This is a genomic window from Fictibacillus sp. FJAT-27399 (assembly GCF_001510655.1).
GTDB lineage: Bacteria > Bacillota > Bacilli > Bacillales > Fictibacillaceae > Fictibacillus_C > Fictibacillus_C marinisediminis.
Genome location: NZ_LMVC01000005.1, coordinates 239477 through 265956 on the forward strand (window position 1 = coordinate 239477; position 26480 = coordinate 265956).

At 41.0% G+C, this 26480-nt stretch carries 33 protein-coding genes, 3 pseudogenes and 2 riboswitches; of the genes and pseudogenes, 13 read left to right on the forward strand and 23 right to left on the reverse strand.

Going from position 1 to position 26480, the window contains the following annotated elements:
* Positions 1 to 56 precede the first annotated feature (56 nt).
* On the forward strand, positions 57 to 551 hold the full coding sequence (locus AR335_RS19290; RefSeq protein WP_062238897.1) for a PaaI family thioesterase: 495 nt from the start codon (positions 57 to 59) through the stop codon (positions 549 to 551).
* Between the two features lie 18 nt (positions 552 to 569).
* Here the strand turns inward: AR335_RS19290 and AR335_RS19295 are convergent, their stop codons facing one another.
* Complete coding sequence (locus AR335_RS19295; protein ID WP_062238899.1) at positions 570 to 866, reverse strand: YxcD family protein; 297 nt, start codon at positions 864 to 866, stop codon at positions 570 to 572.
* Positions 854 to 1294, reverse strand: a complete 441-nt coding sequence (locus tag AR335_RS19300) for a hypothetical protein (RefSeq protein WP_053355865.1) — start codon at positions 1292 to 1294, stop codon at positions 854 to 856. Before AR335_RS19300 ends, AR335_RS19295 begins: the two co-directional genes overlap by 13 nt.
* Positions 1295 to 1455: 161 nt before the next feature.
* Here AR335_RS19300 and AR335_RS19305 point away from each other — a divergent pair, with 161 nt between their 5' ends.
* Both AR335_RS19305 and AR335_RS25280 read left to right on the forward strand, forming a co-directional pair.
* Positions 1456 to 1833 (forward strand): DUF2500 domain-containing protein, encoded by a 378-nt coding sequence (locus AR335_RS19305; RefSeq protein WP_062238901.1) that lies wholly within the window; start codon positions 1456 to 1458, stop codon positions 1831 to 1833.
* A gap of 27 nt (positions 1834 to 1860) precedes the next feature.
* Positions 1861 to 1989, forward strand: coding sequence for a hypothetical protein (locus AR335_RS25280; RefSeq protein WP_255357607.1), 129 nt, complete (start codon positions 1861 to 1863; stop codon positions 1987 to 1989).
* Positions 1990 to 2027: 38 nt separating this feature from the next.
* Here AR335_RS25280 and AR335_RS19310 read toward each other — a convergent pair whose 3' ends face one another.
* On the reverse strand, positions 2028 to 2852 hold the full coding sequence (locus tag AR335_RS19310; RefSeq protein WP_062238903.1) for a helix-turn-helix domain-containing protein: 825 nt from the start codon (positions 2850 to 2852) through the stop codon (positions 2028 to 2030).
* A gap of 72 nt (positions 2853 to 2924) precedes the next feature.
* Here AR335_RS19310 and AR335_RS19315 point away from each other — a divergent pair, with 72 nt between their 5' ends.
* Both AR335_RS19315 and AR335_RS19320 read left to right on the forward strand, forming a co-directional pair.
* Complete coding sequence (locus AR335_RS19315) at positions 2925 to 3239, forward strand: hypothetical protein (protein ID WP_062238905.1); 315 nt, start codon at positions 2925 to 2927, stop codon at positions 3237 to 3239.
* 298 nt (positions 3240 to 3537) lie between these two features.
* On the forward strand, positions 3538 to 4065 hold the full coding sequence (locus AR335_RS19320) for a hypothetical protein (RefSeq protein ID WP_053355869.1): 528 nt from the start codon (positions 3538 to 3540) through the stop codon (positions 4063 to 4065).
* 241 nt (positions 4066 to 4306) lie between these two features.
* Here the strand turns inward: AR335_RS19320 and AR335_RS19325 are convergent, their stop codons facing one another.
* Positions 4307 to 5770 (reverse strand): amino acid permease, encoded by a 1464-nt coding sequence (locus AR335_RS19325; RefSeq protein ID WP_062238907.1) that lies wholly within the window; start codon positions 5768 to 5770, stop codon positions 4307 to 4309.
* A gap of 93 nt (positions 5771 to 5863) precedes the next feature.
* A riboswitch (Lysine riboswitch) is annotated at positions 5864 to 6054 on the reverse strand.
* Between the two features lie 272 nt (positions 6055 to 6326).
* On the opposite strand from AR335_RS19325, the gene AR335_RS19330 reads away from it, so the two are divergent.
* Positions 6327 to 7772, forward strand: coding sequence for a DEAD/DEAH box helicase (locus AR335_RS19330; RefSeq protein ID WP_062238909.1), 1446 nt, complete (start codon positions 6327 to 6329; stop codon positions 7770 to 7772).
* A gap of 141 nt (positions 7773 to 7913) precedes the next feature.
* Here AR335_RS19330 and AR335_RS19335 read toward each other — a convergent pair whose 3' ends face one another.
* Complete coding sequence (locus AR335_RS19335) at positions 7914 to 8501, reverse strand: LysE family transporter (RefSeq protein WP_062238911.1); 588 nt, start codon at positions 8499 to 8501, stop codon at positions 7914 to 7916.
* Between the two features lie 111 nt (positions 8502 to 8612).
* On the opposite strand from AR335_RS19335, the gene AR335_RS19340 reads away from it, so the two are divergent.
* A complete protein-coding gene (locus AR335_RS19340; protein WP_053355876.1) occupies positions 8613 to 9167 on the forward strand; it encodes a helix-turn-helix domain-containing protein in 555 nt (184 codons plus the stop codon).
* 50 nt (positions 9168 to 9217) lie between these two features.
* On the opposite strand, the gene AR335_RS19345 is transcribed toward AR335_RS19340, so the two are convergent.
* Positions 9218 to 9802 carry a vWA domain-containing protein gene (locus AR335_RS19345; RefSeq protein WP_062238913.1) on the reverse strand — a complete coding sequence of 195 codons (585 nt, stop codon included), beginning with the start codon at positions 9800 to 9802 and terminating at the stop codon, positions 9218 to 9220.
* A gap of 96 nt (positions 9803 to 9898) precedes the next feature.
* Here AR335_RS19345 and AR335_RS19350 point away from each other — a divergent pair, with 96 nt between their 5' ends.
* A complete protein-coding gene (locus tag AR335_RS19350; protein WP_062238915.1) occupies positions 9899 to 10393 on the forward strand; it encodes a hypothetical protein in 495 nt (164 codons plus the stop codon).
* Between the two features lies 1 nt (position 10394).
* Here the strand turns inward: AR335_RS19350 and AR335_RS19355 are convergent, their stop codons facing one another.
* The 4 genes from AR335_RS19355 to AR335_RS19370 form a co-directional block, all read right to left on the reverse strand.
* Positions 10395 to 11060 (reverse strand): TetR/AcrR family transcriptional regulator, encoded by a 666-nt coding sequence (locus AR335_RS19355; RefSeq protein WP_062238917.1) that lies wholly within the window; start codon positions 11058 to 11060, stop codon positions 10395 to 10397.
* Positions 11061 to 11087: 27 nt separating this feature from the next.
* The gene (locus AR335_RS19360; RefSeq protein ID WP_062238919.1) at positions 11088 to 12140 is read right to left on the reverse strand and encodes an ABC transporter permease; all 1053 of its coding nucleotides are present in this window, start codon (positions 12138 to 12140) and stop codon (positions 11088 to 11090) included.
* Positions 12118 to 12861 (reverse strand): ABC transporter ATP-binding protein, encoded by a 744-nt coding sequence (locus AR335_RS19365; RefSeq protein ID WP_062238921.1) that lies wholly within the window; start codon positions 12859 to 12861, stop codon positions 12118 to 12120. Before AR335_RS19365 ends, AR335_RS19360 begins: the two co-directional genes overlap by 23 nt.
* A gap of 105 nt (positions 12862 to 12966) precedes the next feature.
* Positions 12967 to 13539, reverse strand: coding sequence for a class I SAM-dependent methyltransferase (locus AR335_RS19370; RefSeq protein ID WP_062239284.1), 573 nt, complete (start codon positions 13537 to 13539; stop codon positions 12967 to 12969).
* 102 nt (positions 13540 to 13641) lie between these two features.
* Between AR335_RS19370 and AR335_RS19375 the strand changes: the two genes are divergently transcribed.
* Positions 13642 to 14025: a VOC family protein gene (locus AR335_RS19375; protein WP_062238923.1), complete on the forward strand. Its 384-nt coding sequence runs from the start codon at positions 13642 to 13644 to the stop codon at positions 14023 to 14025.
* Positions 14026 to 14068: 43 nt separating this feature from the next.
* Here AR335_RS19375 and AR335_RS19380 read toward each other — a convergent pair whose 3' ends face one another.
* From AR335_RS19380 to AR335_RS19390, 3 genes are read right to left on the reverse strand one after another with little or no spacing between them, the layout of a single operon-like run.
* On the reverse strand, positions 14069 to 14521 hold the full coding sequence (locus AR335_RS19380; RefSeq protein ID WP_062238925.1) for a VOC family protein: 453 nt from the start codon (positions 14519 to 14521) through the stop codon (positions 14069 to 14071).
* Between the two features lie 26 nt (positions 14522 to 14547).
* Complete coding sequence (locus AR335_RS19385; RefSeq protein WP_062238927.1) at positions 14548 to 15135, reverse strand: DUF4937 domain-containing protein; 588 nt, start codon at positions 15133 to 15135, stop codon at positions 14548 to 14550.
* Between the two features lie 4 nt (positions 15136 to 15139).
* Entirely contained in the window at positions 15140 to 16075 is a 936-nt protein-coding gene (locus AR335_RS19390; RefSeq protein WP_062238929.1) for an aminoglycoside phosphotransferase family protein, read from the reverse strand.
* Positions 16076 to 16201: 126 nt separating this feature from the next.
* Between AR335_RS19390 and AR335_RS19395 the strand changes: the two genes are divergently transcribed.
* Positions 16202 to 16783 carry a TIGR00730 family Rossman fold protein gene (locus tag AR335_RS19395; protein ID WP_062238931.1) on the forward strand — a complete coding sequence of 194 codons (582 nt, stop codon included), beginning with the start codon at positions 16202 to 16204 and terminating at the stop codon, positions 16781 to 16783.
* Positions 16784 to 16932: 149 nt separating this feature from the next.
* On the opposite strand, the gene AR335_RS24470 is transcribed toward AR335_RS19395, so the two are convergent.
* From AR335_RS24470 to AR335_RS19405, 3 genes and pseudogenes are all read right to left on the reverse strand, one after another.
* Positions 16933 to 17079, reverse strand: coding sequence for a hypothetical protein (locus tag AR335_RS24470; RefSeq protein WP_156419101.1), 147 nt, complete (start codon positions 17077 to 17079; stop codon positions 16933 to 16935).
* A 51-nt stretch (positions 17080 to 17130) separates the two neighbouring features.
* Positions 17131 to 17973 (reverse strand): aldo/keto reductase, encoded by an 843-nt coding sequence (locus AR335_RS19400; RefSeq protein WP_062238933.1) that lies wholly within the window; start codon positions 17971 to 17973, stop codon positions 17131 to 17133.
* A gap of 571 nt (positions 17974 to 18544) precedes the next feature.
* Positions 18545 to 19090 (reverse strand): annotated as a pseudogene (locus tag AR335_RS19405) (GNAT family N-acetyltransferase).
* A 151-nt stretch (positions 19091 to 19241) separates the two neighbouring features.
* Between AR335_RS19405 and AR335_RS19410 the strand changes: the two are divergent.
* Complete coding sequence (locus tag AR335_RS19410; protein WP_062238935.1) at positions 19242 to 19667, forward strand: DUF2809 domain-containing protein; 426 nt, start codon at positions 19242 to 19244, stop codon at positions 19665 to 19667.
* Between the two features lie 26 nt (positions 19668 to 19693).
* Here AR335_RS19410 and AR335_RS19415 read toward each other — a convergent pair whose 3' ends face one another.
* The gene (locus AR335_RS19415; RefSeq protein ID WP_062238938.1) at positions 19694 to 20137 is read right to left on the reverse strand and encodes a DinB family protein; all 444 of its coding nucleotides are present in this window, start codon (positions 20135 to 20137) and stop codon (positions 19694 to 19696) included.
* Between the two features lie 274 nt (positions 20138 to 20411).
* On the opposite strand from AR335_RS19415, the gene AR335_RS19420 reads away from it, so the two are divergent.
* Both AR335_RS19420 and AR335_RS19425 read left to right on the forward strand, forming a co-directional pair.
* The gene (locus AR335_RS19420) at positions 20412 to 20765 is read left to right on the forward strand and encodes a VOC family protein (protein WP_062238940.1); all 354 of its coding nucleotides are present in this window, start codon (positions 20412 to 20414) and stop codon (positions 20763 to 20765) included.
* A gap of 30 nt (positions 20766 to 20795) precedes the next feature.
* A complete protein-coding gene (locus AR335_RS19425) occupies positions 20796 to 21860 on the forward strand; it encodes a P1 family peptidase (protein WP_062238942.1) in 1065 nt (354 codons plus the stop codon).
* A gap of 121 nt (positions 21861 to 21981) precedes the next feature.
* On the opposite strand, the gene AR335_RS19430 is transcribed toward AR335_RS19425, so the two are convergent.
* The 6 genes and pseudogenes from AR335_RS19430 to AR335_RS19455 form a co-directional block, all read right to left on the reverse strand.
* On the reverse strand, positions 21982 to 22821 hold the full coding sequence (locus tag AR335_RS19430) for a DUF2935 domain-containing protein (protein WP_062238943.1): 840 nt from the start codon (positions 22819 to 22821) through the stop codon (positions 21982 to 21984).
* A gap of 117 nt (positions 22822 to 22938) precedes the next feature.
* Positions 22939 to 23357: pseudogene (locus AR335_RS19435) on the reverse strand (GNAT family N-acetyltransferase).
* A gap of 29 nt (positions 23358 to 23386) precedes the next feature.
* Positions 23387 to 23776, reverse strand: a complete 390-nt coding sequence (locus tag AR335_RS19440) for a YybH family protein (protein ID WP_062238946.1) — start codon at positions 23774 to 23776, stop codon at positions 23387 to 23389.
* A gap of 468 nt (positions 23777 to 24244) precedes the next feature.
* Positions 24245 to 25126: a 5'-methylthioadenosine/S-adenosylhomocysteine nucleosidase gene (locus AR335_RS19445; RefSeq protein WP_062238948.1), complete on the reverse strand. Its 882-nt coding sequence runs from the start codon at positions 25124 to 25126 to the stop codon at positions 24245 to 24247.
* Positions 25127 to 25259: 133 nt separating this feature from the next.
* Positions 25260 to 25363: riboswitch (purine riboswitch) on the reverse strand.
* A 146-nt stretch (positions 25364 to 25509) separates the two neighbouring features.
* A complete protein-coding gene (locus AR335_RS19450; protein ID WP_062238949.1) occupies positions 25510 to 25776 on the reverse strand; it encodes a hypothetical protein in 267 nt (88 codons plus the stop codon).
* A 107-nt stretch (positions 25777 to 25883) separates the two neighbouring features.
* Positions 25884 to 26419 (reverse strand): annotated as a pseudogene (locus AR335_RS19455) (GNAT family N-acetyltransferase).
* Positions 26420 to 26480 lie beyond the last annotated feature (61 nt).

Sequence of the window (26480 nt, forward strand, 5' to 3'; positions counted from 1 at the left end):
ATTTACCCTCTTCTTGTGGAAAGTACTGATGAATAGACAGAAACGGAGTGAGTGTCATGTCAGAACAAAAAGCCGTTCAGGACGTGTATCCTGACGATTATTCGTGGTGTTATGGATGTGGAAAGCTGAATAAGGATGGGCACCATTTTAAGACAAAATGGCATGGAGATCAGACAGAAACAATCTACACGCCAGAACCGGAGCATACGGCAGTACCGGGATTTGTATACGGCGGAGTAATCGCTTCCCTGATTGATTGTCATGGAACGGGATCTGCAGCCCTCGCCCTGCATCGAAAAAATGGCCATGAACCCGGTGATGGCACAGAGCCGCCGCGATTTGTGACCGCCTCCCTGAAGGTTGATTTTATGAAGCCTACCCCGCACGGCACAGCATTAAAAGCCATTGGAACAATAGAAGAGGTTCATCCGAAGAAATGGAAAGTACATACGGAAGTCTTTGCTGGTAACACCCTTTGTGTCAAAGGCGAAGTGACAGCGGTTGTTATGCCTGACTCTTTCCTGCAAAGTACAAAAAACACCAATCCTTAAAAGATTGGTGTTTCTCTTTTATCTGATTGTGACATTCGCCACAATGCCTTCCTCATCATCCAGGACCAATTCCAGGCCTGCTGAAATGGAATTAATATTCATATGATTATCCAAATAGAAGCGTATGGCTTCAATCAGATTGGCTTCGATCAATACTTGTTTTCTGCCGCCAACATGCACTTCTGCAGAGAATCCGTAATCGTCATCATACAACAGTTCGACTTGAACATCTTCAGCCTCTACTTCTTTTTTATGAGCATGGAACAAACAAAGCGCATTAACGATGTCCTGCTCGTACAGCATTATCTGTTCCATCGGTCATCCTTTGGTTTGCGGCTGTTTCTTAAGTTCGCAAAGATTCTCGAAATGAGGGAAATGATGATAAGAACAGCGATAATGTTAATCATTAACCCAAGGAATGAACCAAAAGCGCCAAGGTTTCCTAACAGTCCACCGAAAAGCATGCCAGCGATACCGCCATAGATCAGACCTTTCATGAATCCGCCCTTTTTAGCTTTCGCAGAATAGCTATTATTTTTGTTGAAAAAGCTTTTTTGCTTGTTTTGGCTCTTATTTTGAAAAAATGAGTTGTTGCTGCTTTTACCACCAGAGTTAAAGGATTTTACCCCCGAACGATAGCCTTTCGCACTTACCGTTTGTGACTGATCATGGAAAACAATATCTTTCACAGGCATCAATACAAACGTCATAACCAAGGTAGCCGCAATAATCTTCTTTAACATTCTCTATTCCTTCTTCCATTTAGTAATCTTAGATCTCAACTCTTACATATACGAAAAGGATAACAAAAAGTTTCATATAAAACCAAAATTTTAAAGAAATATTTCAAATACAAACTCCAAAATGTTAAAATAAGGAAAAAAATACACCAGGGGGATGTAAGATGTTCGACGATCCAGCAGGGGATTTTATGTTTCAGTTCGGTCCCATTTTTATTGGAATTGTTTTTGTTATTGTTATTTCTGTTATTATAATAGGCATAGTCAGCAGCCTTTCACAATGGAATAAAAACAACAATTCACCCAAATTATCGGTAAAGGCTAAAGTCGTAACTAAACGAACCTCTATACGCGGCGGTGGGGAAACCTCTGCTCATAACGATTACTATGTAACGTTCCAGGTTGAAAGCGGAGACCGGATGGAACTTGAGGTTAAAGGTGACAAATTTGGCATGCTGGTTGAAGGCGATACAGGCGAACTGAGCTTTCAGGGTTCAAGATATCTAGGTTTCAGCCGGGATGTTCAAACCGAAATTCATTAACATTTATTCGTATAGGGAGGGTTTACGATGCAAACCTACGCACTTATAGGATTTGTCTTCGGACTAATGGGATTTGTTACGGCAATGAATGCAGCTAAAAAAATAAAGCAGCTTGAACAGAAAGTCTCTGATTTAGAAAAACAAATCAAAAAGTAATAAAGAGCTTGGATTCCTCCAGGCTCTTTTCTTTTGTATTAAAGCGACTTTCGATAGTGCGATACAGAACAGCCATATCTCTTTTTAAACGATCGTTCAAATGCCGTTAAGCTGCCGAACCCCACGGCAAATCCAATCGTTGTAATATCCAGCGCAGTTGTACGCAAAAGATCTATAGCCCTTTCCAGCCTGACTTTTGTAACATACTGGCCGGGGGTGCAGCCTGCAGCCTCTTTAAACGTTCGTATAAAATGATTCTTGCTCAGCCTGGATGCTTTGGCCAATTCCTCCAGTGACAGTTCACTGGCATAGTGTTCATGGATAAAGGAGAGGACGGTTTTTATCAACGGATGATCATTCAGCGTAATTTCTTTTCGCCACTTTTCGCTATGCGACCCTTCCTGTATGGAAAGCAAGGTATCTGCCAGCGCCCACTCCAATTCTTCCAACTTGCCAGAAGCGACTTCATTTAATAGATTGGTCTGGATGATGTCGTTCGCGATCTTCACAAGCTTTTCCGATGAGTTTTCCCCATATGTTCGAAATGCCGTATCGATATGACATACATGAAGACGGGCCGATGCCACCTGATCGACGAATTCTTTTTGCAGATTAATCAGCAACAGTTTGCTTTCGCTTTCACCTGTATAATGAAAATGAGCTTCTCCTGGTGAAGTAATCACTCTCAACGCTTTATTCATTGAACGTGTTTGCTTTTCAATTTCAATACAAGGGATTCCCGAAATCGGAATCGTAATCTGATAATCTCCGCCATGATCGTGCTTTACAGGGTCTGAAGAAAAAGGGGGCAAATGAGTCATCATTAATTTGCTGTTGGCCAGCTTTAAGTTCAGGACTCTCATATTCCGTCTCCTTATCCCAAGATTGACTATCCCTCCGATGGCGTTTCTTCTGAACAAAGTTTAGCAGCGGTATTGACCCTCAAGGATGGAACCGTCGTATCCATTGATGCTGTCAGTGACATTGCCATGGCAGAGCACATTGAATTTACTCTTTACGGCTCAAGAGGCACTCTTTCTCTTGTGAATTGGAGTGAACTCTACTATGGGGCTGACAATGAAGACTTGAAGAAAATTGACTTGGAAGACAATAACCGTGGAGCAGGTTTGATTGACCAGTTCGTGAAAAAGTTCCAAGGAGAAGAAGCTGACTTAATTACCTTCTCTGAAGGATTGGAAGTACAAAAAGTTCTTGAACAACTTCTTTCTTCTCAATTACAAACAAAATAAGCAAACCAATGGTAAGCAGGAGTCGGTAAAAAAGACTTCTGCTTTTTTGTTCATTTAAGTGGTTGCTGTATAATGGAAGATGTAACATTTTCAATGCCGCTTCGTTGTTGATTATAAAAATAAAAAGACGGCTTTCATCATTGTTGATTTCATCGACAGTCCTGGTGAGCCTGAAATAGATATCTACACCAATGCAGACCTGGCCGACCACATTCAAAGCAAGATAAATGCCTTTGCTGATGAAATTGAAGCTGAGAGTTAATGTTCTATAAGAATATACAATAGGAGAATCTTTTAAATGATTGAAGTAGATGATGCAGGAAATGGATGCCCCATATTAGGAGAAGTGTTCGCAGCCAGAAGAATAGAAACCGGAGAACAAGCGGCTGTCTATGTCCCGCTCCCCTCTGAAACATCATTAAAAACCTCTAAAGAAGAGTACATTATGTCTCTTCTCACCCAGTTAAATGTTCCAAAAGATGAAGCCGTGCTGCTCTGCAGAGGAAATACACTGAATGGATTCGAGCGTCAGTTGCAGCATAAAGGTTTTGATGTGAAGCGCGGGAAGATCTCCGAGGAAACCGATAAGATTGCCGAAAACTTCTTTATGGAACGGCTTTATGACATCGGATTTCCGCAAGATCTTTCACTGTCCAACCGTGAATATCGCGAGTTCTACCAGATGGTGAAAATATGGTATATCTCTCTTTACCACGGGAACAAAAATCTTTTCAAATCAGAGCGCAAAAGAAATGTAAAAACACGTGGGTACATGCATAACCCTGTTTACCATTTTCCGAATGTGCTTAGAGAGTTGTTTTACTAATTAGTAAAACAACTTCCATTTGGTAACAACTTCTAATGAGACCCTGCTCAATATTGAGCTTGGCCTCTTTGATTCGCTACAGGTTACACTCGGAACCCCTATATGCTCCTGCGTTCTCTATTTTCGCTGCCATTCCCCTTCACTTGACGTAAGTGTTAATTTATATGTTCTGCGTTTAGAAGACGATACCTTTTTCACTAAAAAAGCAGGAACCCAGAAAGGCTCCTGCTTCTCTTATTTCTTATTCAAAATCACACTCTTTAAGCGGTACGACTTTTGTTTTGTGTTTGAATTTATAGCCTAACCAAACAGCCAGGAAGATCGGAATCCCAATGTAAGAAACAAGGGCTCCTTTCCAATCGATGCTTCCGCCTGTAAAGGCAGAATAGTTTTGGCCGAGGATAACGACAAAACAGAGAGCGAAAGCAAAGATCGGACCGATTGGGAACCATTTTGCCAAGTAAGGCAGTTCTTTTAAATTCCGCCCCTGTGCCACATACGCTCTTCTGAATCGGTAATGGCTGATCGCAATTCCGAGCCAGGCGATAAAACCGGACATCCCGGAGGCATTCAGCAGCCATGTGTAGATGACGCCGTCACCGAACAGTGAAGCAAAGAAAGCTACAGCTCCTACAGCGGCTGTTACAATTAGGGCTGGAACCGGTACACCGCGGGAATCCAGCTTCGCCAGAAACTTAGGTGCCTTTCCGTCTCGTGCCATATCCCAAAGCATACGGGTCGATGCATACATACCGGAGTTACCGGCAGATAATACTGCTGTTAAGATGATCGCGTTCATAACGGAAGCCGCAAACGCAATTCCTGCTTTATCAAAGACAAGTGTGAATGGACTTACAGTAATATCGCTGCTTGCCAATCGGCTGTCTGTGTAAGGAATGATTAAAGAAATGACCAAGATTGCCAGAACATAGAACAAAAGGATACGCCAGAACACACTTTTGATCGCTTTCGGGATGTTCTTTTTCGGATCTTCTGTTTCTCCTGCCGCAACCCCTAACAGTTCTGTTCCCTGAAAGGAGAAACCTGCAGCCATGAATACGCCAAGCGTCGTAAAGAATCCGCCGTGGAACGGTGCGTCAGCGATCGTAAAGTTCTTAAATCCGATCGGATCTCCGCCTAAAATGCCGAAGATCATAAGTGTTCCTAAGATCAAGAAGATGATGACCGTAATGACTTTGATCAGCGAGAACCAATATTCTGCTTCACCAAACCCTTTTACCGATAAATAATTTAATAAGAACATAATGCCTAGGAACAGTGCACTCCAGATAAATGAAGGGGTATCTGGAAACCAAAATTTCATGATTAATGTTACGGCAGCAAGTTCAGCTGCAATGGTGATTGCCCAGTTGTACCAATAGTTCCAGCCGAGCGCGAATCCTAGTGATGGATCCACAAATTTTGAAGCATACGTGCTGAATGAACCCGCAACCGGCATGTAAGACGCCATTTCTGCGAGGCTTGTCATTAAGAAGAACACCATGATTCCAATCGCTACATATGAAAACAGAACGCCGCCTGGTCCTGCAGTATGAATGGATCCTCCGCTTGCTAAAAATAATCCTGTTCCGATCGTTCCCCCAAGAGAGATCATCGTTAAATGGCGGGATTTCAGTCCCCGCTTTAATTCATTGTCCGCGTTTGGTGACTGCGGTTGTGATGGATTCTGTGCTGTGTTTCGCATAAAAAAAACTCCTTTTCGTTTTAGGAAGGAGTGGGAAATAAAAAAAGCCGCCAAGCATTGGGCGACGATTATTATTAATCCGCATCATGCCTTCCGTAAGATAGCGCATCCCACCCACCGGTTATTCGTGGGTGTGACAGTGCTGTTCCTGTTCGAATACAGCCCCAATTCATACTTCCAGAGTTAAGCACAAATTTCGGCAGCTTTTCCTTTCACACGGAGTCTATGATGTCCTCTGCATCTCGTACGTCCTACTTATAAAAGCCGCGACCTCTACCTCATCGGATTGATGAGGATTTTTAATATCAAGTTAGTTAACGCTAAAAGTTATTATAAAACAGCGCTGTCGTTCCTTCAACTGTTTTTTGTTGCCAGCATTTTCACTTTTGAATTAATTCCCTCATTATATCATTGTTTACCTATCACCTACGATCATACAGAAGGGTTCCTTTAAACAATCGTTTAAAATTAAACCCGATTGTCCATCATTTCAAGTATAATGAACACTATTCAGGTTATGCTGAATCTGGATAATATAAAAAATCGAGGTTCCTACATGAATAATAGAAGTTTTAACGATTATCGTATAAGCGATGAAATAAAACGAGCACTTACAGTGTTGAAATATGAAACTCCGACTGAGGTTCAGACTGAAGTCATACCATTAGCTCTGGAAAAGCAAGATCTCGTCGTAAAATCCCAAACAGGCAGCGGAAAAACAGCAGCCTTTGGTATTCCGGTATGCGAAATGCTGGAATGGGAAGAAAAACGGCCACAAGCATTGATCCTTACTCCCACGCGCGAGCTCGCTGTTCAAGTTCGTGAAGACCTTACCAACATTGGAAGGTTCAAGCGGATTAAAGCTGTTGCTGTATATGGTAAAGAGCCTTTTGCGAAACAAAAAGAAGAATTGAAACAAAAAACGCATGTTGTCGTCGGTACACCGGGACGCGTCATGGACCATATCGAGCGTGAAACCCTCGTCTTAGACCAAATCAAGTACCTGATCATTGATGAAGCAGATGAAATGCTGAACATGGGCTTTATTGATGAAGTGAAAAAGATTATTAAACAGCTTCCTTCAAACAGAGTGACCATGGTCTTTTCTGCAACATTGCCAAAAGATATTGAAAATCTCTGCCATCAATATATGAAGGATCCAGCAAAAATCGAAATAGCTTCTGCCGGGATGACGACAGATACGATCAAGCATTCTTTAATCAACGTTCAGGAAGAGGTGAAGCTTGCTCTTCTGAAAGACGTGACGGTCGTTGAAAACCCGGACAGCTGCATCATTTTCTGCAATACGAAAGAGCACGTCGATACCGTGTTTGCAGAGCTCGAAGCCTCTCAGTATTCTGTTGAAAAGCTTCATGGAGGATTGGAACAAGAAGATCGATTCGCAGTGATGGACGGGTTCAAAATCGGGAATTTCCGTTATCTTGTCGCCACGGATGTGGCTGCGAGAGGAATTGATATTGATAATGTAACCCTCGTTATCAACTATGACGTTCCTATGGAAAAAGAGAGCTATGTCCACCGTACAGGAAGAACTGGCCGGGCCGGCAAAAAAGGAAGAGCCATTACGTTTGCATTGCCTTATGAAGGAAAATATCTTAGAGCCATCGAAAGATACATTGGCTTTGAGATCGATGAAGCGGAAGCACCGACAAAACAAGAAGTGGCTAAAATGCAGCGGGCTTTTGAAGAAAAGCTCAGCGGGCGCCGAGTCGTGAGAAATAATAAAACGGCCCGAATCAACCAGGATATTACGAAACTCCACTTCAGCGGCGGAAAAAACAAGAAGATCCGAGCGGTCGATTTCGTTGGAACCATCGCAAAAATCCCTGGAGTCTCAGCAGATGATATCGGCATTATCACCATCCAGGAGAATTGGTCCTATGTTGATATTCTTAACGGAAAAGGCTCACTTGTCCTGCAAGCCATGGAAAATACCACAGTTAAAGGCAAGAAACTGAAAGTCAGCAAAGCGAAAAAGTAAATAATCCTTCTGATAAGCAAAAGAGCACGGCTGCATTTTTCTCAGCCAGTGCTCTTTTTTTCTATCGATCCAGATTATATGAAGAAAGAGACCTGACCTAATGACGAGCCTCTTTAAACGATCGTTTAAATCATTGATTTCTTATTCCACAACCACCGAAACCGCACTATACACCAACAAAAGGGCCATCACCACATTGAATGCTCTTCTGTATTTTGATAAAAAGACTTGAAACATGGAACCGAACAGACTCCAGCTAAACGTAGCCAGGAAGCCGATAAACGCTAGAAATAATGAAATCAGCAGCAGGCTGGCATTGGAATGGTAAAAGGGAATCACAAACGTGGAAATGACAGTCAAGCCATATAAGAGGCCTTTTGGATTAACGAACTGAAGCAGCATGCCTGCTTTAAAACTGTTATTCTTGTCTTCTCGTTCGGTGTTTTTAGTCTTGCTTTTGCTGGTTAACACCTTATAAGCCAGATACAGCATATAGACCGCACCGAGGATCGTCATCGCAAACTCGATCTTTGGTATGAAGTTCTTCAGCCAAAGATTAAAGTAGCTGCTCAGCATGATGATGATAAAGAATCCAGCTCCAACTCCAACACAGAATCTGAGGGTTCGCTTCAAACCGTATTGGTTGGCAAACAGCATCGCCATAATGTTATTCGGACCTGGAGTGAAGCTTGTAACAAACACGTACAACAAAAAAGACAAGATGGACATTGTGATTTCCCTCCGTTGCGTATGTTATAATGTCTATATTGAACACTATAACGATTTTCAATATATTGTACAGAACGGTCGCTATATTGTAAATAGGTCTGGAGGTTATTTATGGAGGAAATCCATCTTATCATTGCGAAAAATTTAAAAGCCTTTCGGGAAAACAAAAAATTAAGCCTTGAAAAAGTGGCTGAACTGACCGGTGTAAGCAAAACAATGATTGGACAAATTGAGAGAGGCGAATCCAGCCCTACCATTACGACGATCTGGAAAATCGCCAATGGACTAAAGATCTCGTTTACTGCCCTGATCAATGATCCGCAGCCCGATACGAAAGTAGTCTTGCGAAGCGAAGTACAAGCCTTAACAGAGGACAACGGAAAATACAGAGTATATCCCTACTTTCCATTCCAGGATGACCGCCGATTTGAAATGTATTCCGTCGAGATCGACAAAGGCGGCTTTCTAAGCTCTGACGCTCATGGAGAAGGCACCGAAGAATTTGTAACTGTTTTTGACGGGGAATTAACCGTACGTGTAAACAACATAGAATACACCGTGAAAAATGGGGACTCTATCAGGTTCAGAGCCGACAGGCCTCATGTCTATCATAACTCCGGTGATATCTTGACCCGCTTGAGTATGACCATCTATTATCCGAACTAAAAAGCACCCGCCGAAAAAAAACGGTGGGTGCTCCTTTGCCCATATGATAATCATTTCTCCCTTTTCTCCGCCACCGCTTCACACATGACAGCATACATCTCCTCTACCCCATGTGATGAAGCCTCAAAGTTATAGGCGTTGTCGACTGAAATCCCAAGGCTGTCCGCTTCCTCCACGGCATCGATGTTCGCTCCCATGAATATAAACTCCCAGCTGTATTTCTCCTGCTGGTGCTTGATCAGCCCCTTTATTTTGGGATAGGTAAATTCCGTGCTCGCGTTTTCCATCCCATCCGTTGTAACGATGAAGATGACCTTGCCTGGCCTTTCATTCTCGTCTGTCATTGCTAGCCTGTGCCCGGTATCCACGATCGCTTTACCTATGGCATCCAGCAGTGCGGTACAGCCTCTTACAAAATACTCTTTGTCTGACAGCCTTGCCTCTCTGGCGTTTTTGCCAGTCCATACGACCTCATACTGATCATCAAAGAGAATCGCCGTAATTTCCGTGTCTCCTTCCGGCCGGTATTGTTTTTCAATCAGCCTGTTAAACCCGCCGATCGTTTCCTCTTCAAGCCCTGCCATTGATCCGCTCCGGTCCAGCAGAAAGATCATCTCCGTTTTATTGTGATTCATGCGACCCATCCCCTTCTATTCATCATGCTATAATAATAGCTAGATTCTGCCATCAGTTGGTCGCCTGGCAAGCGACATTTTGGGGAGGTCATCACAATGCTCGCAGAAAACACTCTGATTGAACTAAAAGAATATGTAGACTACTGCCTGAACCGTTTTCCGGCAGAGATTTTACATGCCTGTGCACCTCTAGAGAGCGAAATCCTTGAAGAAGATCGACAGCCAGCGGACCTTGACGGGTTTATCCAGTCCAGACGCAAACCTTCCCTCCGTCATCTCTTGTTCAGCTATATCGATCAAAGAGGCGCCAGTGATTCTGAAATCTACAAAAAAGCAGGAATTGACCGCCGCCATTTTTCAAAGATCCGTTCCAATCCCGATTATCGGCCGCGAAAAAATACGGTCATTGCACTCGCCCTGGCTCTTCAATTAAACATAGAAGAAGCCGGTGAGCTTCTAAGCTCTGCCGGCTTCTCTTTGTCTGACAGTGATACATCAGACCTGGTCATTCAATTTTGTTTGGAGAAGGAAATCTATAACCTTCAGGATGTGAATGAGGCTTTGGACAATTTAGGGGTAAAGCCTTTATAATTTAAGTTTCTTTCCTGTTCCGTACGCCATCCATCACAAATCTGATCATATTTTCAATTTCTTCGTCCTCATCCCCAAATGAGGTTTCTGGCAGCAAGACGAAGTGAGAAACAAAATATCCGCCAACGAAAGTAAACACCATTTTTTGAATCAACTCTGTTGGAATATCTGCTAAATCTCCTTGTTCTTTAAAGATGTTGATGACTTTAATGAGACGCGGAGAGACATTTTCCTTAAAAAAAGGCAGTAATTCGTTTCGCAATTCCACGTTATAGAGCATCTCTTTCACAACAATCTGGAATATTTCCAAATTCTCTTTAAAGAAGACAATTCTGTTTTTCAAGAAAGCCCGCAAGAAATCTTCAAAACTAAGAATGTCTTTTGACATCACTTCATTAAAAACACCCTCAGCCATAGCAGGAAATAAGTCTTTTATAAAGGGAACGATCACCGAGAGCAATAAATTATCCTTTGTTCCATACTTACGGAAAATGGTCCCCTCAGCTACACCGGCAGCTTTGGCAATCTCACTTGTCGAGGTGTTTGTATACCCTTTTTCTGCAAAGATTCTAATGGCAGACTCCAAAATCTTCTGCTGTTTATCCGTTTGTTTTTTGTTATCTGATGCATGGGCAACCATCGCCTCCAAGAGACTGCCTTTAAACACTTTCATCCCTACTTTCGAGCTTAACCTTTATAATTTACGATACTTTTTCAATGCAAATACATTCAGTACAGTAAAGAACGAAGCAAATAGCACGAGTGCAATAAGATCTCCACTAATATCGCTTAATTCCATTCCTTTATACATTATACCTTTTAGTGCATCTGCCGCATAATAAAGCGGCATCACTTTAGCAACGGCTTGCAGCCAGTCTGCCAAGCCATTAAGGGGAATGATTCCTGAAAAAAAGATTTGTGGAATGACTGCTATTGGGATAAATTGCACCATTTGAAATTCGGATGCGGCAAAAGATGATAAAAGGATGCCCAATGACAAAGCTACCAATGCCAATAATAAGTTAATTAAAATAACATTCCAAATGGATCCTTCCAGAACCATATCTAAAATATTGATGGCATACAGTACGACAATTACGGTTTGTATGACGGCAAACGTTCCAAAACCAACCAGATAGGCCATTACAATTTCCCATCTGCGAATGGGTGTAGACATTAATCGTTCCAATGTACCTGATGTCCGTTCCTTTAATAAACCAATACCCGATATGAGGAAAACGAAAAAGAAAACAAAAAAACCAACCAGCGTAGGACTCAGGACATCAAAAAAATCGGTATCGCTATTTCCGTAGATGTATGCTGTCTTGATATTTTCTTTTGGAAGGCCTGCGCTCCCTTTATTCATAAGTGCTGATTGAAATTGGGATACGGTTTGTTGAACCTTCATCTGCAGGGCTTTGGCGGCTGTCGGGTCATTATTTTGCAGGGTTAATTTCCAATGAGAATCTTTATACTGTAAAATAGCATCAAGATCATCACCTTTTATCGTATTCTTCGTATTGGTTACTCTCTTATAGTGAACCGTATGAATGCCGGCTTTTTCCAATGCCTTAACAAGCTGATGATCCGCACCAGTCACTCCCAGCTTCGGATTGATAGTGTCGGAGTTAAATAATAAATACATCAGGGATAAAATCAGCAAAGGAGCAACAAACAACAGCGCTAACGTTCGTTTATCACGGAACATCTCTTGAAAGATCCGTTTAATTAGAGCTGCTGTTCTCATGACTTTTCCTCCCCGCATTTAAAAAGACTTCATCAAAATTCTCTGCTTGATACAACTCTTTTAATTCGTCTGGTGTGCCGTTAGCCAATATGCGGCCTTCTCTGATCATCGCAACCAAATCACACCGTTCCGCTTCGTCCATGACATGCGTCGTTACGATGATCGTCTTTCCTTCTTCGTTTTTCAGCCGCAATAATTCATTCCAAATAGTTAAACGCAATTCCGGATCAATACCCACGGTCGGCTCATCCAAAATAAGAAGTTTAGGGTTTTGGATTAAAGCAATAGCCAGAGATAATCTGCGTTTCATACCACCCGAATAGGCCGAAACTCTTTTATTTAAATCAGCTGTCAGCTTTACGAGATCAGCGGTATAAGATATCCGCTCAGCCACCTCTAACTTCGGCATCTTGTAAAGTGAAGCAAAAAATTTCAAGTTCTCTTTGCCCGTTAAATTCAGGTACAAAGCATCAGACTGCGCCATATAGCCAATGTTCTGCAGCAGTCCGAGGTTTGGAACCTTTTCGTTTAAAACATGTACCATCCCATTGTCAGGATCATCCATTCCAACCATCAATTTTACCAGAGTGGTCTTTCCAGAACCTGATGGGCCAATAAATCCATAAATTTTTCCTTCTTCAATATTTAAGCTGATTTCTTTTAAAACCGCTTTTTTACCGAAGCTTTTGCTAACGTTCTCAATTTCAACACTATAGTTCATAACCAGCCCCCTAATAAAGTGAGTACTCACTCATTTTTATAATATCATATTTATGCCTCTCGTCAATAAAAGGTGAGTGCTTACCCGTTTGGATTTTCCTGGAAATCAGTCTGCTGGAGGCTTGATGGCATCTACTATTAATGAAGCAAACACTATTTTATCTCCTTGGTTCCTTGGGTCGTACTTTTTTGATCGGAAAATAACGCCTTTACCCCCGTTCCAATCTTCCAAATGAAAGCTCCCAGTCTCATCAAAATATTCAAGCAGCCTTACCGTATAGCCCGCTGCTTCAAACATAGCCGATAACGTTTTATAGTTATGTACAATCTTATGGCTTGCGCAGATATGGCCTTCAGGTCCGGGACCGCCAACTTGTACGGTATGCTGATATTCCTCATTCGGAAAGTATCCGTCGGGAACGGCACAGCGAATGTAACCAGACGGCATTAAAAAGTCATAACAGTTTTCAGCAGCTTCTATTCCCTCTTCATACGTAAGGTGTTCCCACACATGTTCAGCTAAAATGGCGGCTACTGAATTTTTTTCAAATGCATTTTCCCACTGCCTCTTATCCAATAAACTCAATACTTCTTCCTGTGTATGAATCCACCCAGGATTATTATTATAGGGTCCTGCCCCAATAACTATCTTCTTTTCTGCGTGCTGCAGCAATTCAATCACCTCAATCTTTTTTGTTTATTTTCCATCGGTTCATAAAAGGATTCCCCTTACTATTGTTGAATGACTAATTGTAAAATATGACCAAAAGGTGGTAAGATCATGAACTCAACCGTGTCGCCCATCGCTTGCAAGGTGAATAATGTGTTTATCCATGTTAAGGACTTAAAGAAATCAGCAGAATGGTACAGTCATTTGCTTGGAGTACCTTTCAATCCTGAAAACGTAGACTCTCCCGTTTACAACCTGCCTGTTACCAATGAAACAGGACTAACATTGGACGACCACACGTTTGATCCCGACTTTGTATTCAAACCTTCTTCGCATGTGCTGTTTAATTTTTATGTACCGGATATTGATAAAGCCTATGAATTCATAAAAGAAAATAGCATCACCATCGTGAAGGACATAGAACGCATTGGAGAGTTTGCCTATTTTAATTTTCAGGATTTAGACGGCAACGTTTTAATGATCTGTAACTGCTAGCATGAAAAAGCAGGGACCCAAAAGGCTCCTGCTTCATCCATTTTCACGAAAGTTTCTCCCATTCACTTAAGTACATAACATCCTTCTCCACATTTTTCTTTTCCGGAAGCAAGCAAAGAAATTCTAATGAATTGCCATCCGGATCATAAAAGTAGAGATTCGCAGTAGGTGTCCAGGTTTGCACCATGGGTTCCGCAGGTTCAAGTCCAAAAGCAGCCCTTGGCCTTATCCCTTTAGTAAGCAGCCATTCACTTGCATGAATAATGTCATCGTACGTAACCTTGAACGCAAAATGGCTTTTATGAAACTCTTCTTCCGGTACTTCCCAAACGCCCAGCATTTGTTCGCGCTGATTATTTTTATCAAACCAATAGAATGCGACACGCCGATCTTCAATTGTATGGGCCAAATCTAACCCTAACCTCGTATAGAACTCCATAGCCGCTTCTAAATTTTTGGTTTTGACATGGGTTTCGTACAGCGTTCCTGGAAACATGGTCAGTCCCTCCTGCTTATCATTCTTCAGTCTCTATCAATAATGCTCGGACACACTCGCCAAGCTTCTATGACACTAAACTTTTTATCTGCCCATTCTACCGCACCACCTTGTGGCAGAGTCCTTCTTTGCTGCTTCTCAGACTGCCAGGCTAACCATACAAGGAAAGTGTCCCTATCTTTTTGGGACGATGCAAATGTGCCTCCCAGCATCCCCTTGGCTTTTTGCAAGCCTGCACTCCAGCCATGTTTTTCAGCTTGCTGTATAATCGAATAAATATATTGGGCATTTCTTATAACATCTGCAAATTGATTTTCCAAACCTGTGATTCTCAGCTCTTCTTGGAAAAAATCTATCTCTATCGAAGTATAGGTGTTTCCTTGCCCCGAGGCTGCAAAAATCTGATCATGGATCTCATCCATAAAATACTGATAATCCTGTTGGCTTTCCCAGAAAGCATAGATACAAGCAGTCGATTGCTTATGATCACTCCATCCTCCCAGTTGTCCGATAAACCCTTTCACCTGACTAAGCGTTCCCCATTGTTTTTGACAGTCATAAAATAAATCTTGATGTCCTTCTTTTACTTTGCAGGATATTCGTTTAATAAGCATCAGCTCACACCTGATTAACCGAGAAGGAATGAGCTGTATACCATTTCGGCTCCAGCACTTCAAAATCTTGATGATCCTCCAGTACCTTATGTAATCGGTCTGCCATTTCATCGACTTGATCTGGTGTAACCCTGATCGTCCATACGATGGCAGACATAACATTCATAGCCATATAAAGAGAGTAAATCATCCAAAAATCCTCAGGGATCTTATTCTCAAAATATCCATTGATTTGCCCAATGGAAAAAGGAACACTCACCTCTTTACTGAATAAACCGACCTTACAAAAGTCATGATAAGGGTCGCCCCAATCAAAGCGGTTAAAATCAATGGCTCCTGCATATTGTTTGTTCTTCACAATAAGGTTGCTTGGATGGAAATCGTCATGCTGAAACTGGTTTGGACGGCTTTTTAAATAATGTTTGTTCTCCTCGATAAAAGCCATGATTTTCTCATCATTTTTTATTTTGACACCACAAGTCTTATAGGCATCCAAATATCTGTAAAACTTGTCCGTCACCCTTTCATACCATGGCTCAATGGTCTCAGGTGCTGGATACTGGTGCAAATTCCACAAGTCCTTCCCCGCTCTTAGACCAATCTCATATTGCTCCCTTTCCGTGTACTTGGGCAATACCTCACCTGCATCTTCTCCCTCTATGTAAGAAAGCACATAAAAACAGATGTCCATCTCCTCCAGCTTTCCTATTTCAATAGGCTCCGGTGTCTGAACGGGAAACCTCATGATTTTGCTTAACAGCTGGAACTCGGATTTTTTCCTTTCATAATCCCCTATAGCGGCAATTCTCAATAAAACCTTACTGCCACCCTTTAATGTCACAGCGTATTTCTGATCCCCAGAATATCCTTTAGGAATGTGCTCCATTTTTTCAGCAGCCGAAAGCGATCTTATCCTTGATCTCACCCAATCTAACTTCATTCTTATGAAACCTCCACCTTTATTTTCCACTTACTTATATTCGTCAAAAGGGGTGAAAATCTCCTTCCTGTTAGCAGTCCAAGGAACTGATATAATTTTAACTGCAGATAAAAGGAGGAGATTCATTTGAAAAATCTAGCTGTATTCTGTGGCTCAAGCAATGGTGTATCGGAAATCTATGTTAAAGAAGCTGCGAAACTGGGGAAAGAACTGGCCGAACGCAACATCGGACTCGTGTATGGCGGGGCAAGTGTAGGAGTGATGGGAGCTGTTGCTGATTCCGTACTGCAGCATGGTGGACAAGTAACAGGAATCATGCCAGACTTTCTGAAAAAAAGAGAAATCTCCCATAAGAACTTAACCAATCTTATCGTGGTAGATTCCATGCATGAAAGAAAAGCAAGAATGGCTGAATTGGCGGACGGGTTCATCGTTTTACCCGGCGGACCAGGAACCATGGAAGAATTCTTTGAGATTTTCACGTGGGCACAATTAGGCTTACATCAAAAGCCTTGCGGTCTGTTAAATATCAAACACTATTTCGATCCTCTGATCTCCTTGTTTAACCACATGACGGCCGAAGGATTTATGCAAGAAAAGTACCGTGAGATGGCACTAACAGCTCCCACTCCACAAGACCTACTGAATCAATTCAGCAACTATGAACCGCCAGCCGTAAAAACATATCTTACCGAAGATCAAACGTAAACAGGATGCCGGAGCAAGAAGATCCAATTATTCTGCAATTAATAAACTTCAACGCCATATAAGACTGGAAACAAAAAGGGGCTGTCCAGAAAGTCGAAAATTGACCTTCAGGCAGCCCCTTTTTGGCTTGAAAAATCTTCAATGAAAAGTTAATTGAAGTGGAAGATGCGAGACTCCTGCGGGACTAGCGTGACAGTTGAGACTCCCGCCGGTGCTTGCACCAAAAAGTAGGCGTTCACGCCGGTAAGGCTCACCGCACGCCCCGCGGAAAGCGAGCAGCCTGGAACGGAAATCAACAGCTTACAGACTTCTTGGACAGCCCCTTTTCTGTAGGCTTTAAAGTTTAATTAAAAATCGAAATCATCGGGATCTGGACCCACACGAAGATTTTGATTCAGCTCATTGATTCGATTTATTTCCATATCCGATAATTCAAAATTAAAGACCATGGAATTTTCAATAATTCGGTTTTCCTTTGTAGACTTTGGAATTGTGATTACACCATTTTGCAAATCCCATCTTAGAATAATTTGAGCAACAGACTTGTTATGATGATCCGCAATCTCCTTTAGAACAGGATGATCCAGAAGCTGCCCCTGCATGAGGGGAGACCAGGCCTCCATTTGAATACCCTGTGCTTTACAAAACTCCTGAAGCTCCTTTTGGCTCAATTTCGGATGATATTCAACTTGATTGATCATCGGTTTAATCTCCGCATCTTTCATCAAATCTTTAAGATGATGGATTTGAAAATTACTTACCCCTATCGCCTTGACTCTGCCCTCTTTATATAATGTTTCAAGAGCTCTCCAAGCATCTTTATACTTACCTTCAACAGGCCAGTGAATGAGATAAAGATCGAGATATTCCAGACCAAGCTTCCGTAAGCTCTCTTCATAAGCCGCTATTGTTGAATCATAGCCCAAATCAGCATTCCAGACTTTTGATGTCACAAATAGGTCTCGCCTTTCAACGCCGCTTTCAGCTAAACCTTCTTGAATCCCTTTTCCGACGCCTTCTTCATTCTCATAAATGGCTGCTGTATCAATGCTGCGATAGCCATGCCGAATTGCTGTTTTTACTGCATTAACCAGCTCCGGCCCCTCTTCAACTTTAAATACCCCTAATCCAAACCAAGGCATTTTTACTCCATTATGCAAAGTGGTTGTATCCTGTAAATGATTTGCCACTGTTTTTCCTCCTCTTGTTTAAGAGCCAATCAAACAAGGTAATTATTGAATATTAACAGCAGAATGAGAAGTACGCACTTTAAAGTGACGTAGGAACTATTAAGTTCTTTGATTACTTTTTGGTACCTGTCAAAAAAAGCATTATCCCCATTTATGATAATCAAACCATGTAAGCAGCTGGTTAATATATGCTTGATGATATCTGTTATGATCCGCTATATGCCACAAGCTCCAATGTATGGTTACTTGGTTGCCTTCATATTCAACCGTATCGTTTAACTATTGATCCCTTAGCTCACAGCATAACGTTTTAATCATACTAACTACTTCATCATAGTCATTTATAAGAATTTTCACAGGCATATCCTGAAGCTGGGGCAATCGATTGTTTTCATCTGTCATTGGCCCATATCTGAAGAGGCATATTTTCGGTATGCCCTGTAGGTTAATAAAGTAAGTAAAATACTTAGAAAAGAGCTATAAGCAAAGACGGAAGTATAAAGAAGGGCTCCATTTGCAACTGAATCCGCTAGTTCAACATGATAAAAAATCCATACAAAAATAATCCTGCTCAACTAGTTTTCGCATAAACACAAGTATCAGTCAGTCTGGTTCCATCTGCAGATAAATCATCGTTTTTGAGAATGCCCTCTAATGAAAAGCCTAATTTTTCAGGTATATAACGGCTTCATCTGATTTCAATTCTTTTAAATTGCAGCTGTTCCATACCAAATTCCGTTAATTTCTTTACAGCTTCTGTCATATAACCTTGGCCGCTGAATTTGGTATTGATCCAGTATCCCATCTCACATTTTGGGATATCCCAATCGATGCTTTGAAGACTGGTGGTTCCTATAAAATCATTGGATACCTTGTAGAAAATCAGGAAACGAAAGTTCTCTCTTTTTAGGAAGTTGATATGGGCCTCCCTCAAGTTAATTTCTGTTTCTTCTACAGCAGGAAGGTTCTGAGCAAATGGCAGCCACGCTTTTAATTCTTGATAAGATGCTTTTATAGCTTGATTGACGATCTCTCCATCTCCAGAACGTAAAGGAGCTCTAAGGATCAGTCTTTCAGTTTCTAATTGAGTTGGAACTTCCATTAATATCGGATTCATAGCAATACCCCTCTGTTTCATTAAATACTCTTCCTCCAGTTGGATAACAACCTTAAATCAGACTCCCTACACAAAAGATTGCTCTACTTTCCCTTACTAATGAACCATTATAGTACAATGAATATCAATATCATGTTAAAGAGGGATTCGATTGACTACTAATAAGGCAACGATCAAACCACATTACCGTAAAATGAGGATAGCTTATAGTATAGCTGTTGGTATCACCATTTTTTTAGGGCTCGCCTCCAGAAAGTGGAGCCATCTTTTTCCGTTAGTGGCAGCGCAGAACGCCGGAGATGTGCTATGGGCCATGATGGTCTATTTCGGATTCCGTTTATTACTGGTGCGTAAAAGCCTGCACACAGATTTATGGCTCAGTTTTTTGTTCAGCTTCGGCATTGAATTCAGTCAGCTGTATCAGGAAAACTGGATCAATCCTATTCGTGATACAATGCTCGGAGCATTGATCCTGGGCAAAGGTTTTCTTATTGTAGATCTGATTCGGTACACAGCAGGAATCCTGATTGCCGCTATCTTGGATAAAATGACACTTATGTTCACTCTCCACAAATAAATCGCCAATTTCTGGGCAGGCCTCATTCAATCCGCCAAAATTTGTCCAAGATGATGGTTCATATGATCAATATAATCCCTTACAAGCCACTCTAACGTTTGAATGTTTTGTGCATCTACTTTACATTCAAGCTTCCATTGTTCCTCCGAAACATTCACAAGAAGTGCCGCGATCTGTTTATTGATTGAAATCCATAGATGAAGAATGTCCTCAACAGTAAATGAATGCTGATAGTCATGAATCTCCACAAAAAAGTCCTGATTATAACTCTTCAGGGTAACCACTTGAGTTGAGGCGATGATATCAACAAAGCGCTGGTGGTTCACATTACCCGAATCACAAAGATGTCCAAGAATTTCTTTTTTAGACCATTTGGAAGGCAGAGGTTTGGCCTCGAGATCCGAAATTGTACTAATTCTTTTCGGCATTGAAGATAGATTACTTTCTAGCTCAGACACTAACTTATTCATTTAACATCCTCCATCATTTCTCTAATCAAAGGGTCAGAAATTTTTTCTACCCTTTTCTGCATAAAGAGGGTATAGTCCTTCTTGATAATAAATAATACAGCCCTGTTTAATAAACTCGCTTTCATGATCGGGGATAACATAGATTTTCGGCTTCTTGTCCTCAGGCAATGCATTAAACTTTTCCCAGGATTGTTATGTAAAATATCCAAATAACCGACAGGATAGTTATATTAAAAAGTGAATGTAATAGATAAAAATAATTAGGAGGGATTTTTTGAATAGTCCTGTTTTAACTCAAATCGGAACGGTCTTTATTCCAGTAAGCAACATAGAACAAGCTCGAGATTGGTATTGTGACATATTAGGTTTACAAGCAAATGGAGAAATACAGTTCGGTCATATTTATGTCATACCTATGAATGGTACAGGGATTGTATTAGACAGCAAGATTTTTTCAGAAGAAAATATAGTAAAAACTCCTTTGTTTCATTTCAATACAGAAAATATTGAAGAAGCCTATCAGTTTATGAAAAAAAAGAAGGTTGATTTAATCACTGGAATTGAACATTATCACTATTTTAATTTTAGAGACCCTGATGGAAATCATCTCATGATTTGTAAGTGTTAATAACAATAACGATGGAAGGTGATCTTTTCAATGCGTCACCAAAAAAGAATACACGACTATGGTATTAAAATAGGACGCTTGGAAACCGGACGCTATAACGCAATTACCGATGTCGAAGGCGTTACAGTCGGCCACGTAACACTTAGTGATCAGAGCATGCAAACGGGAGTAACAGCCATCCTTCCTCACACTGGCAACACGTTTAAGGAAAAACTGATAGCATCAAGCCATATTATCAATGGCTTTGGAAAAACGATGGGTACCATTCAAATGCAAGAATTGGGTGTGTTAGAAACGCCCATCATTTTAACAAACACCTTAAGTATAGGTACAGCTGCAGATGCCTTAATTCAATACATGCTGGAGCAGAACCCGGAAATCGGCCGATCGACTGGGACGGTCAATCCCGTCATCGGGGAATGCAATGATATGTTCCTCAATGATGTAAGAGCTCAATTTATTGAGAAGGAACATGTTTTTCAAGCCATACATAACGCTTCAACTGAATTTGAGGAAGGAAGTGTTGGAGCGGGAACGGGCATGCTTTGTTATTCCTTAAAAGGAGGAATCGGCACTGCCTCAAGACAGTTTCAATTGGCTCATGGAGAGTACACCATTGGGGTGCTCGTCCTATCGAACTTTGGTATTTTAAGTGATCTCATGATGAATGGCAGGGCGATTGGGCAAGAGCTAAAAGAAGAGCTGCTCCAATCTTGGGAGGAAAGGGATAAAGGATCGATTATGATCATTGTTGCCACGGATCTGCCGGTTTCAGAACGTCAGCTCAATCGCATCATCAAGCGGTCGGTTGCTGGCCTATCAAGGACAGGATCCATCATTACGCATGGCAGCGGAGAAGTAATCATCGGCTTTTCAACCGCCACTAAAATTCCTCATGACAATCCAAATCACTGTTTAACCATTCCTGCGATTCATGAGGAAGATATGGATACGGCTTTTCGGGCCGTTGGGGAAGCTGTTGAAGAGTCCGTATTAAATTCTTTAGTGACAGCCACGCATGTCATCGGAAGAGATGGAAATGAAAGGCCTGCTTTTAAAGATTTAATTCAGGAATTTAATATTAGATTGGCGTAACATGAAGCCAATTTCGCAAACAAGGTAAGAGAGCATATCTCGAACTGAAGCCATTTATTTTGGAATGGTAAGGAGCTAACAATAAATTGTTAGCTCCTCAGCTTATGGACTACTATTTTGGTTATGGGGTGCCGCTTGTAAGATGAGCATCGAACATGTCTATTATTTCAAGGAATCGATCAGCTTCACGGAAAACATGGTCTGCTAATAGCGGATGAATGATACTCTTTATTTTACATTGCTCAATTAAATCACGTGCCGTTTTCTTGAAGTCCCGAAGAGATGAGACCGACACACGATTCTGATCCAGGAATTGATCTAAAAGAGGAACCGTTTGAGATTGCGGCTTCATAGATTCTAAGTCTCTTGCTTGATACATCAATTGATCAAAATCATTGCTGAAATTTCGGGCGATATCAATTAGCTTCCTTTCAGAAGGATCCAGCAGATGACCAATAAATTTAGCATGGTCTGCCATAATCCTTAAGAAGAAGACATTTTCTTTTATAATGGCATCAGGAAGAGGTTTCATTTTACCTTCATTTAATTCACCTAATCGTTTTCTAAAATAATTAGCTTCCCTGCTTGTATGATCAACTAACAGGGGGAAATTATTTGCCCCTGGCAATTTACATGTAAGAATCAATCCCAGTACTTTTCGTTTAAATCCGAAAATATTGGTTGCAGCCTGTTGTACTTCTGTATTAAATCTTTTTATTTGCTCAGGATCTGTTTGATTTGTAAAGGAATGTGAGGTTTGTTCGATGCGTTCAAACAATCGATAAAATTGATTAGCCTCATTGATTAATTGAGTATCCTCCGCTCTAAAACCCAATCGCAGAAATAAAGAATGTTCTTTCATGATTCTAGACCAAAAACGAATTTCATTTAATGATCGCTCAACAAAAATCCCAGAAGTTACACCTGTATCAGGATGTAATATGGTTTCATCTCCATTCATTCCTAACCCTCCCAGTAAATACAACGTCTATTCTATCCTTATTAATAAATTCAAATAAAAATACCTTCAACGAAAATAAGCTGCCTGATTCGGCAGCTTATTTTCGTTTTTTTTTGTTTAAGTGAGTCTCTTCATTAAATAATACTGCTGATGTTCCTTAGTAGGATTTTCTTGTACTACACCTGCAATTTCATATCCATTCTTTTGATAAAAATCTGGAGCTTGAAAGCTGAATGTAAACAGCTGTACCAGTCTGCAATGATTCTCTCTCGCCATTTCTTCTATACGCTATAATAGCTCTTTCCCATATCCTTTACCCCTTAGTGATTCATCCACCCATAAGTTATCTACTATAGTGACGAAGATATTTTCCCTGTTATACCTCCTAAAATGCTTCCATCTTCACCTCTAAGGATAAGGCTAATGTTTTTGACGGGATGTATGGTCTCATCAGGCATTTTTGATAAATTATATTCAATAACCTTTTTACAAATATAATCACTATCTTCTTGATTCCATTGTTGAGTTATTTTCATTTCCGCTTCCTCCGTGATCGTTGAAAACTCTATTTATTTATTAAGTCAGTACCATATGAGTTATCAATTGCACAAAGCCATTCGCCGTTTGAATTTTTCTTAAACACGTATGTTGCTCTTCTATCCATGGAATATTCGGAATCATTTTTATCGGCAGCAAGCAGCGTTTGGGAAATAACTAACGCAGTGTCTCCAGCCTCTAAAATAGTCATTTCCCCCTGCGTTGGTACAATACTGTTATTAAAATACTCTGCAATGGCAATAAATGCTTTTTTGATTTCTTCTTTACCTCGTGCAATCATTCCTGGCTTTACAACCAGAACTGCATCATCAGTATAGTAGTTCATCAACGTATCAAAATCTTCCTTCTTTATTGCCAAGTCACACTTATTAATTAACTCTTTTAAAACATGTTCCATACTATATTCCTCCCCAGCTTTGCTGCACAACATATTACTATCTGTATTGCACATGTTTATTTAACTTTCCTTTTAGTTCAAATAAAAAAAGGGGCTGTCCAAGAAGTCTGGTAGCTGTTGATCTCCGCTCCAGGCTGCTCGCTTTTACCGGCGCGAGCTCCTACTTTCGCGGGGCGTGCGGTGAGCCTTACCGGCGTGAACGCCTACTTTTTGGCGCAAGCGCCTGCGGGAGTCTCACCTGTCACGCTAGTCCCGCNCTCCTACTTTCGCGGGGCGTGCGGTGAGCCTTACCGGCGTGAACGCCTACTTTTTGGCGCAAGCGCCTGCGGGAGTCTCACCTGTCACGCTAGTCCCGCTGGAGTCTCGCACCTTGCACTCCAATCAACTTTTCATTGAAGATTTTTCACGTCAAAGGAGCTGCCTGAAGGTCAATTTTCGACTTTCAGGACAGCCCCTCTTTGGAATCTATTATTTGTTAGGTAACTCAGAAATATATTTTTCAACTACTTGATAAACATAGTTTTGACATGCTTCTGCTGTATTGGGGTTGTATTTACCGCCATTCGTTTTATTATTGGACAATACTCGGATTCCCAAGAATGGTACATTATAAGCTTGAGCCATTTGTGCCGCTGAAGCTCCTTCCATTTCTTCAACTGATGTGCCGTACTTCGAATGGAACCACTTGATTCGATCCACTTCATTGTTCCAAACGTCAGCCGAACCTATCGTACCTTCTACAACCTTACCCTTGGTGTATTTATCTTTAACTTCATTAGCCGCTTCGAGCAAATCCTTATTCCCTGCGTAGAAACGAGGTTTTTCAGCATTCGGATCTTCTCCCGCACTTCCTTCAGAAGCCATAAGATCCATCGGCTTCCATGCTGCAGGATCCATTCCCTCGCCTTCACCCTTCTCCCCTGTTTTTAAAGAACCAAGATTTACTGTTTGTTTTCCTAACACAATATCAAAAACATTCAGTTCTGGATCATGTCCGCCTGATGTTCCTTGATTGATGATGGCAATTGGATGATATTTTTCGATAGCGATTGCTGTAGCGGCTGCTGTATTTTCCATTCCCTTGCCTGTTTTTGCGACGATTACGGGATAATGGTTGAGCGTACCTTTATAAAAAACAAAAGTGCCTGATTTTTCTACTTTCACATTTTTTAGCTTTTGTGCAAATTTTTCAGCTTCAATCGGCATCGGTCCTTGAATAACAATCGGCTTATGATGAGACTTGGCTTGTACTGTTTCATTCGGTGAATCAGATCTCCATATTGCAACCGCCGCAAGTAACAGTGCTGTAACCACCGCTAATAGAGCGTATTTTTTTTTCATCTTTTTCATATCCATGATCCTCCTAGTGGTTTGATATACTCGAAGATCTGGCCCAAAGAAAAAAGTCCAGACAGGTAGCGTTCTACCCACTGGACCGGCGAAAGTCAAAGTATAAAAAATGAAATCAGCTGAAAAAAGCCGAAAAACGAATACTTTAACCCGTAGTCCAGTTCTTGCAATGGGAACCAGGTAGAGACACTCAGACCATATTTCCGAGCATATACGAGTAATGATATATAGTTGATTACTTTGATAATATAGCAAACAACTAAAAAAACCACAATAAAAATACGAATTCTATTTACATTAATAAATTTATCGTTCGGGTTTTACCGGCTATTTGAGTTCCTTGATTCGAATTGCGGAGTATTTTTATATTTACCGCCTCACTGCTAAACTACTGCTGAAATGGCTAGATAAATGCCTATAGCTGCTGCAACAAATAAAATAATAGAAGTAACAGGACTTCTCCTAAATTTAATTCCATAAGCACCTAAAAAGATAGCCGCAGCTAATTTGGAGATGCTCTCATCATAAGCATGGTGTGAAAAATATGAACTGCTAAAGATAATAGAAATAAGTAACGCTGCAATGATTAGCAATTTAAACCACATAGGCTCCTTTAGAAATTGTTTCAGCATAAATTTCATCTGCCGCATGATAAAACCCCTTTTGTATTTTTCATTACTAAGGAAGCTTATGGTGTGGTTTTCATAAGTAGTACTATCCTAATCAAGTCATCACTCTTTCTTCCCCTCTATTGTTATTAAACAGATACATTTACTTTCCATATCATATGGTCAAAGCCTTCTTCCCAATAATCCTTAAGCCAGTAATCCGGTTCGCCAAATTTCTTGTCCAAATTTTTTGTGCGCTGCGGTACCCGCTGTCTAAACAAAATTCGTTAATGCCTCTATTCCGCAGCGTGGCATACATGGTGTTCAATAAAAGATTCCCTATCCCTTTTCTTTGATAGTCAGGATGAACAAATACAGTACCGATCTCAATCAGCTCTTTTAGAGCACCGTTTGTACAAGTACAGATAAGTTCACTTGCGGGACCGTATTCGATGGAACCAACCATTTGATTCCTTTCTATCACAATTAGGAAATGGCGATCCTTTCCTTCGCTTTTTAAATCACTTTCTAAATAACGCTTCTTACTCTCAATTTCATCCTTTAGATCATCCAGCTTCTCTTCGATTCCCTCTTTAGCAAAGGTATCTGTAATGACGATCCGGAAAAATTCATGTAACGGTGAAAGATCTTCAATCGCCGGCCTTCTAATCTCAACATTTAACACGAAACTCTCCCTTTCTGCTTCATAAAGCTACAGTAATTATTCTATAGCGTCGGCTAAAAAG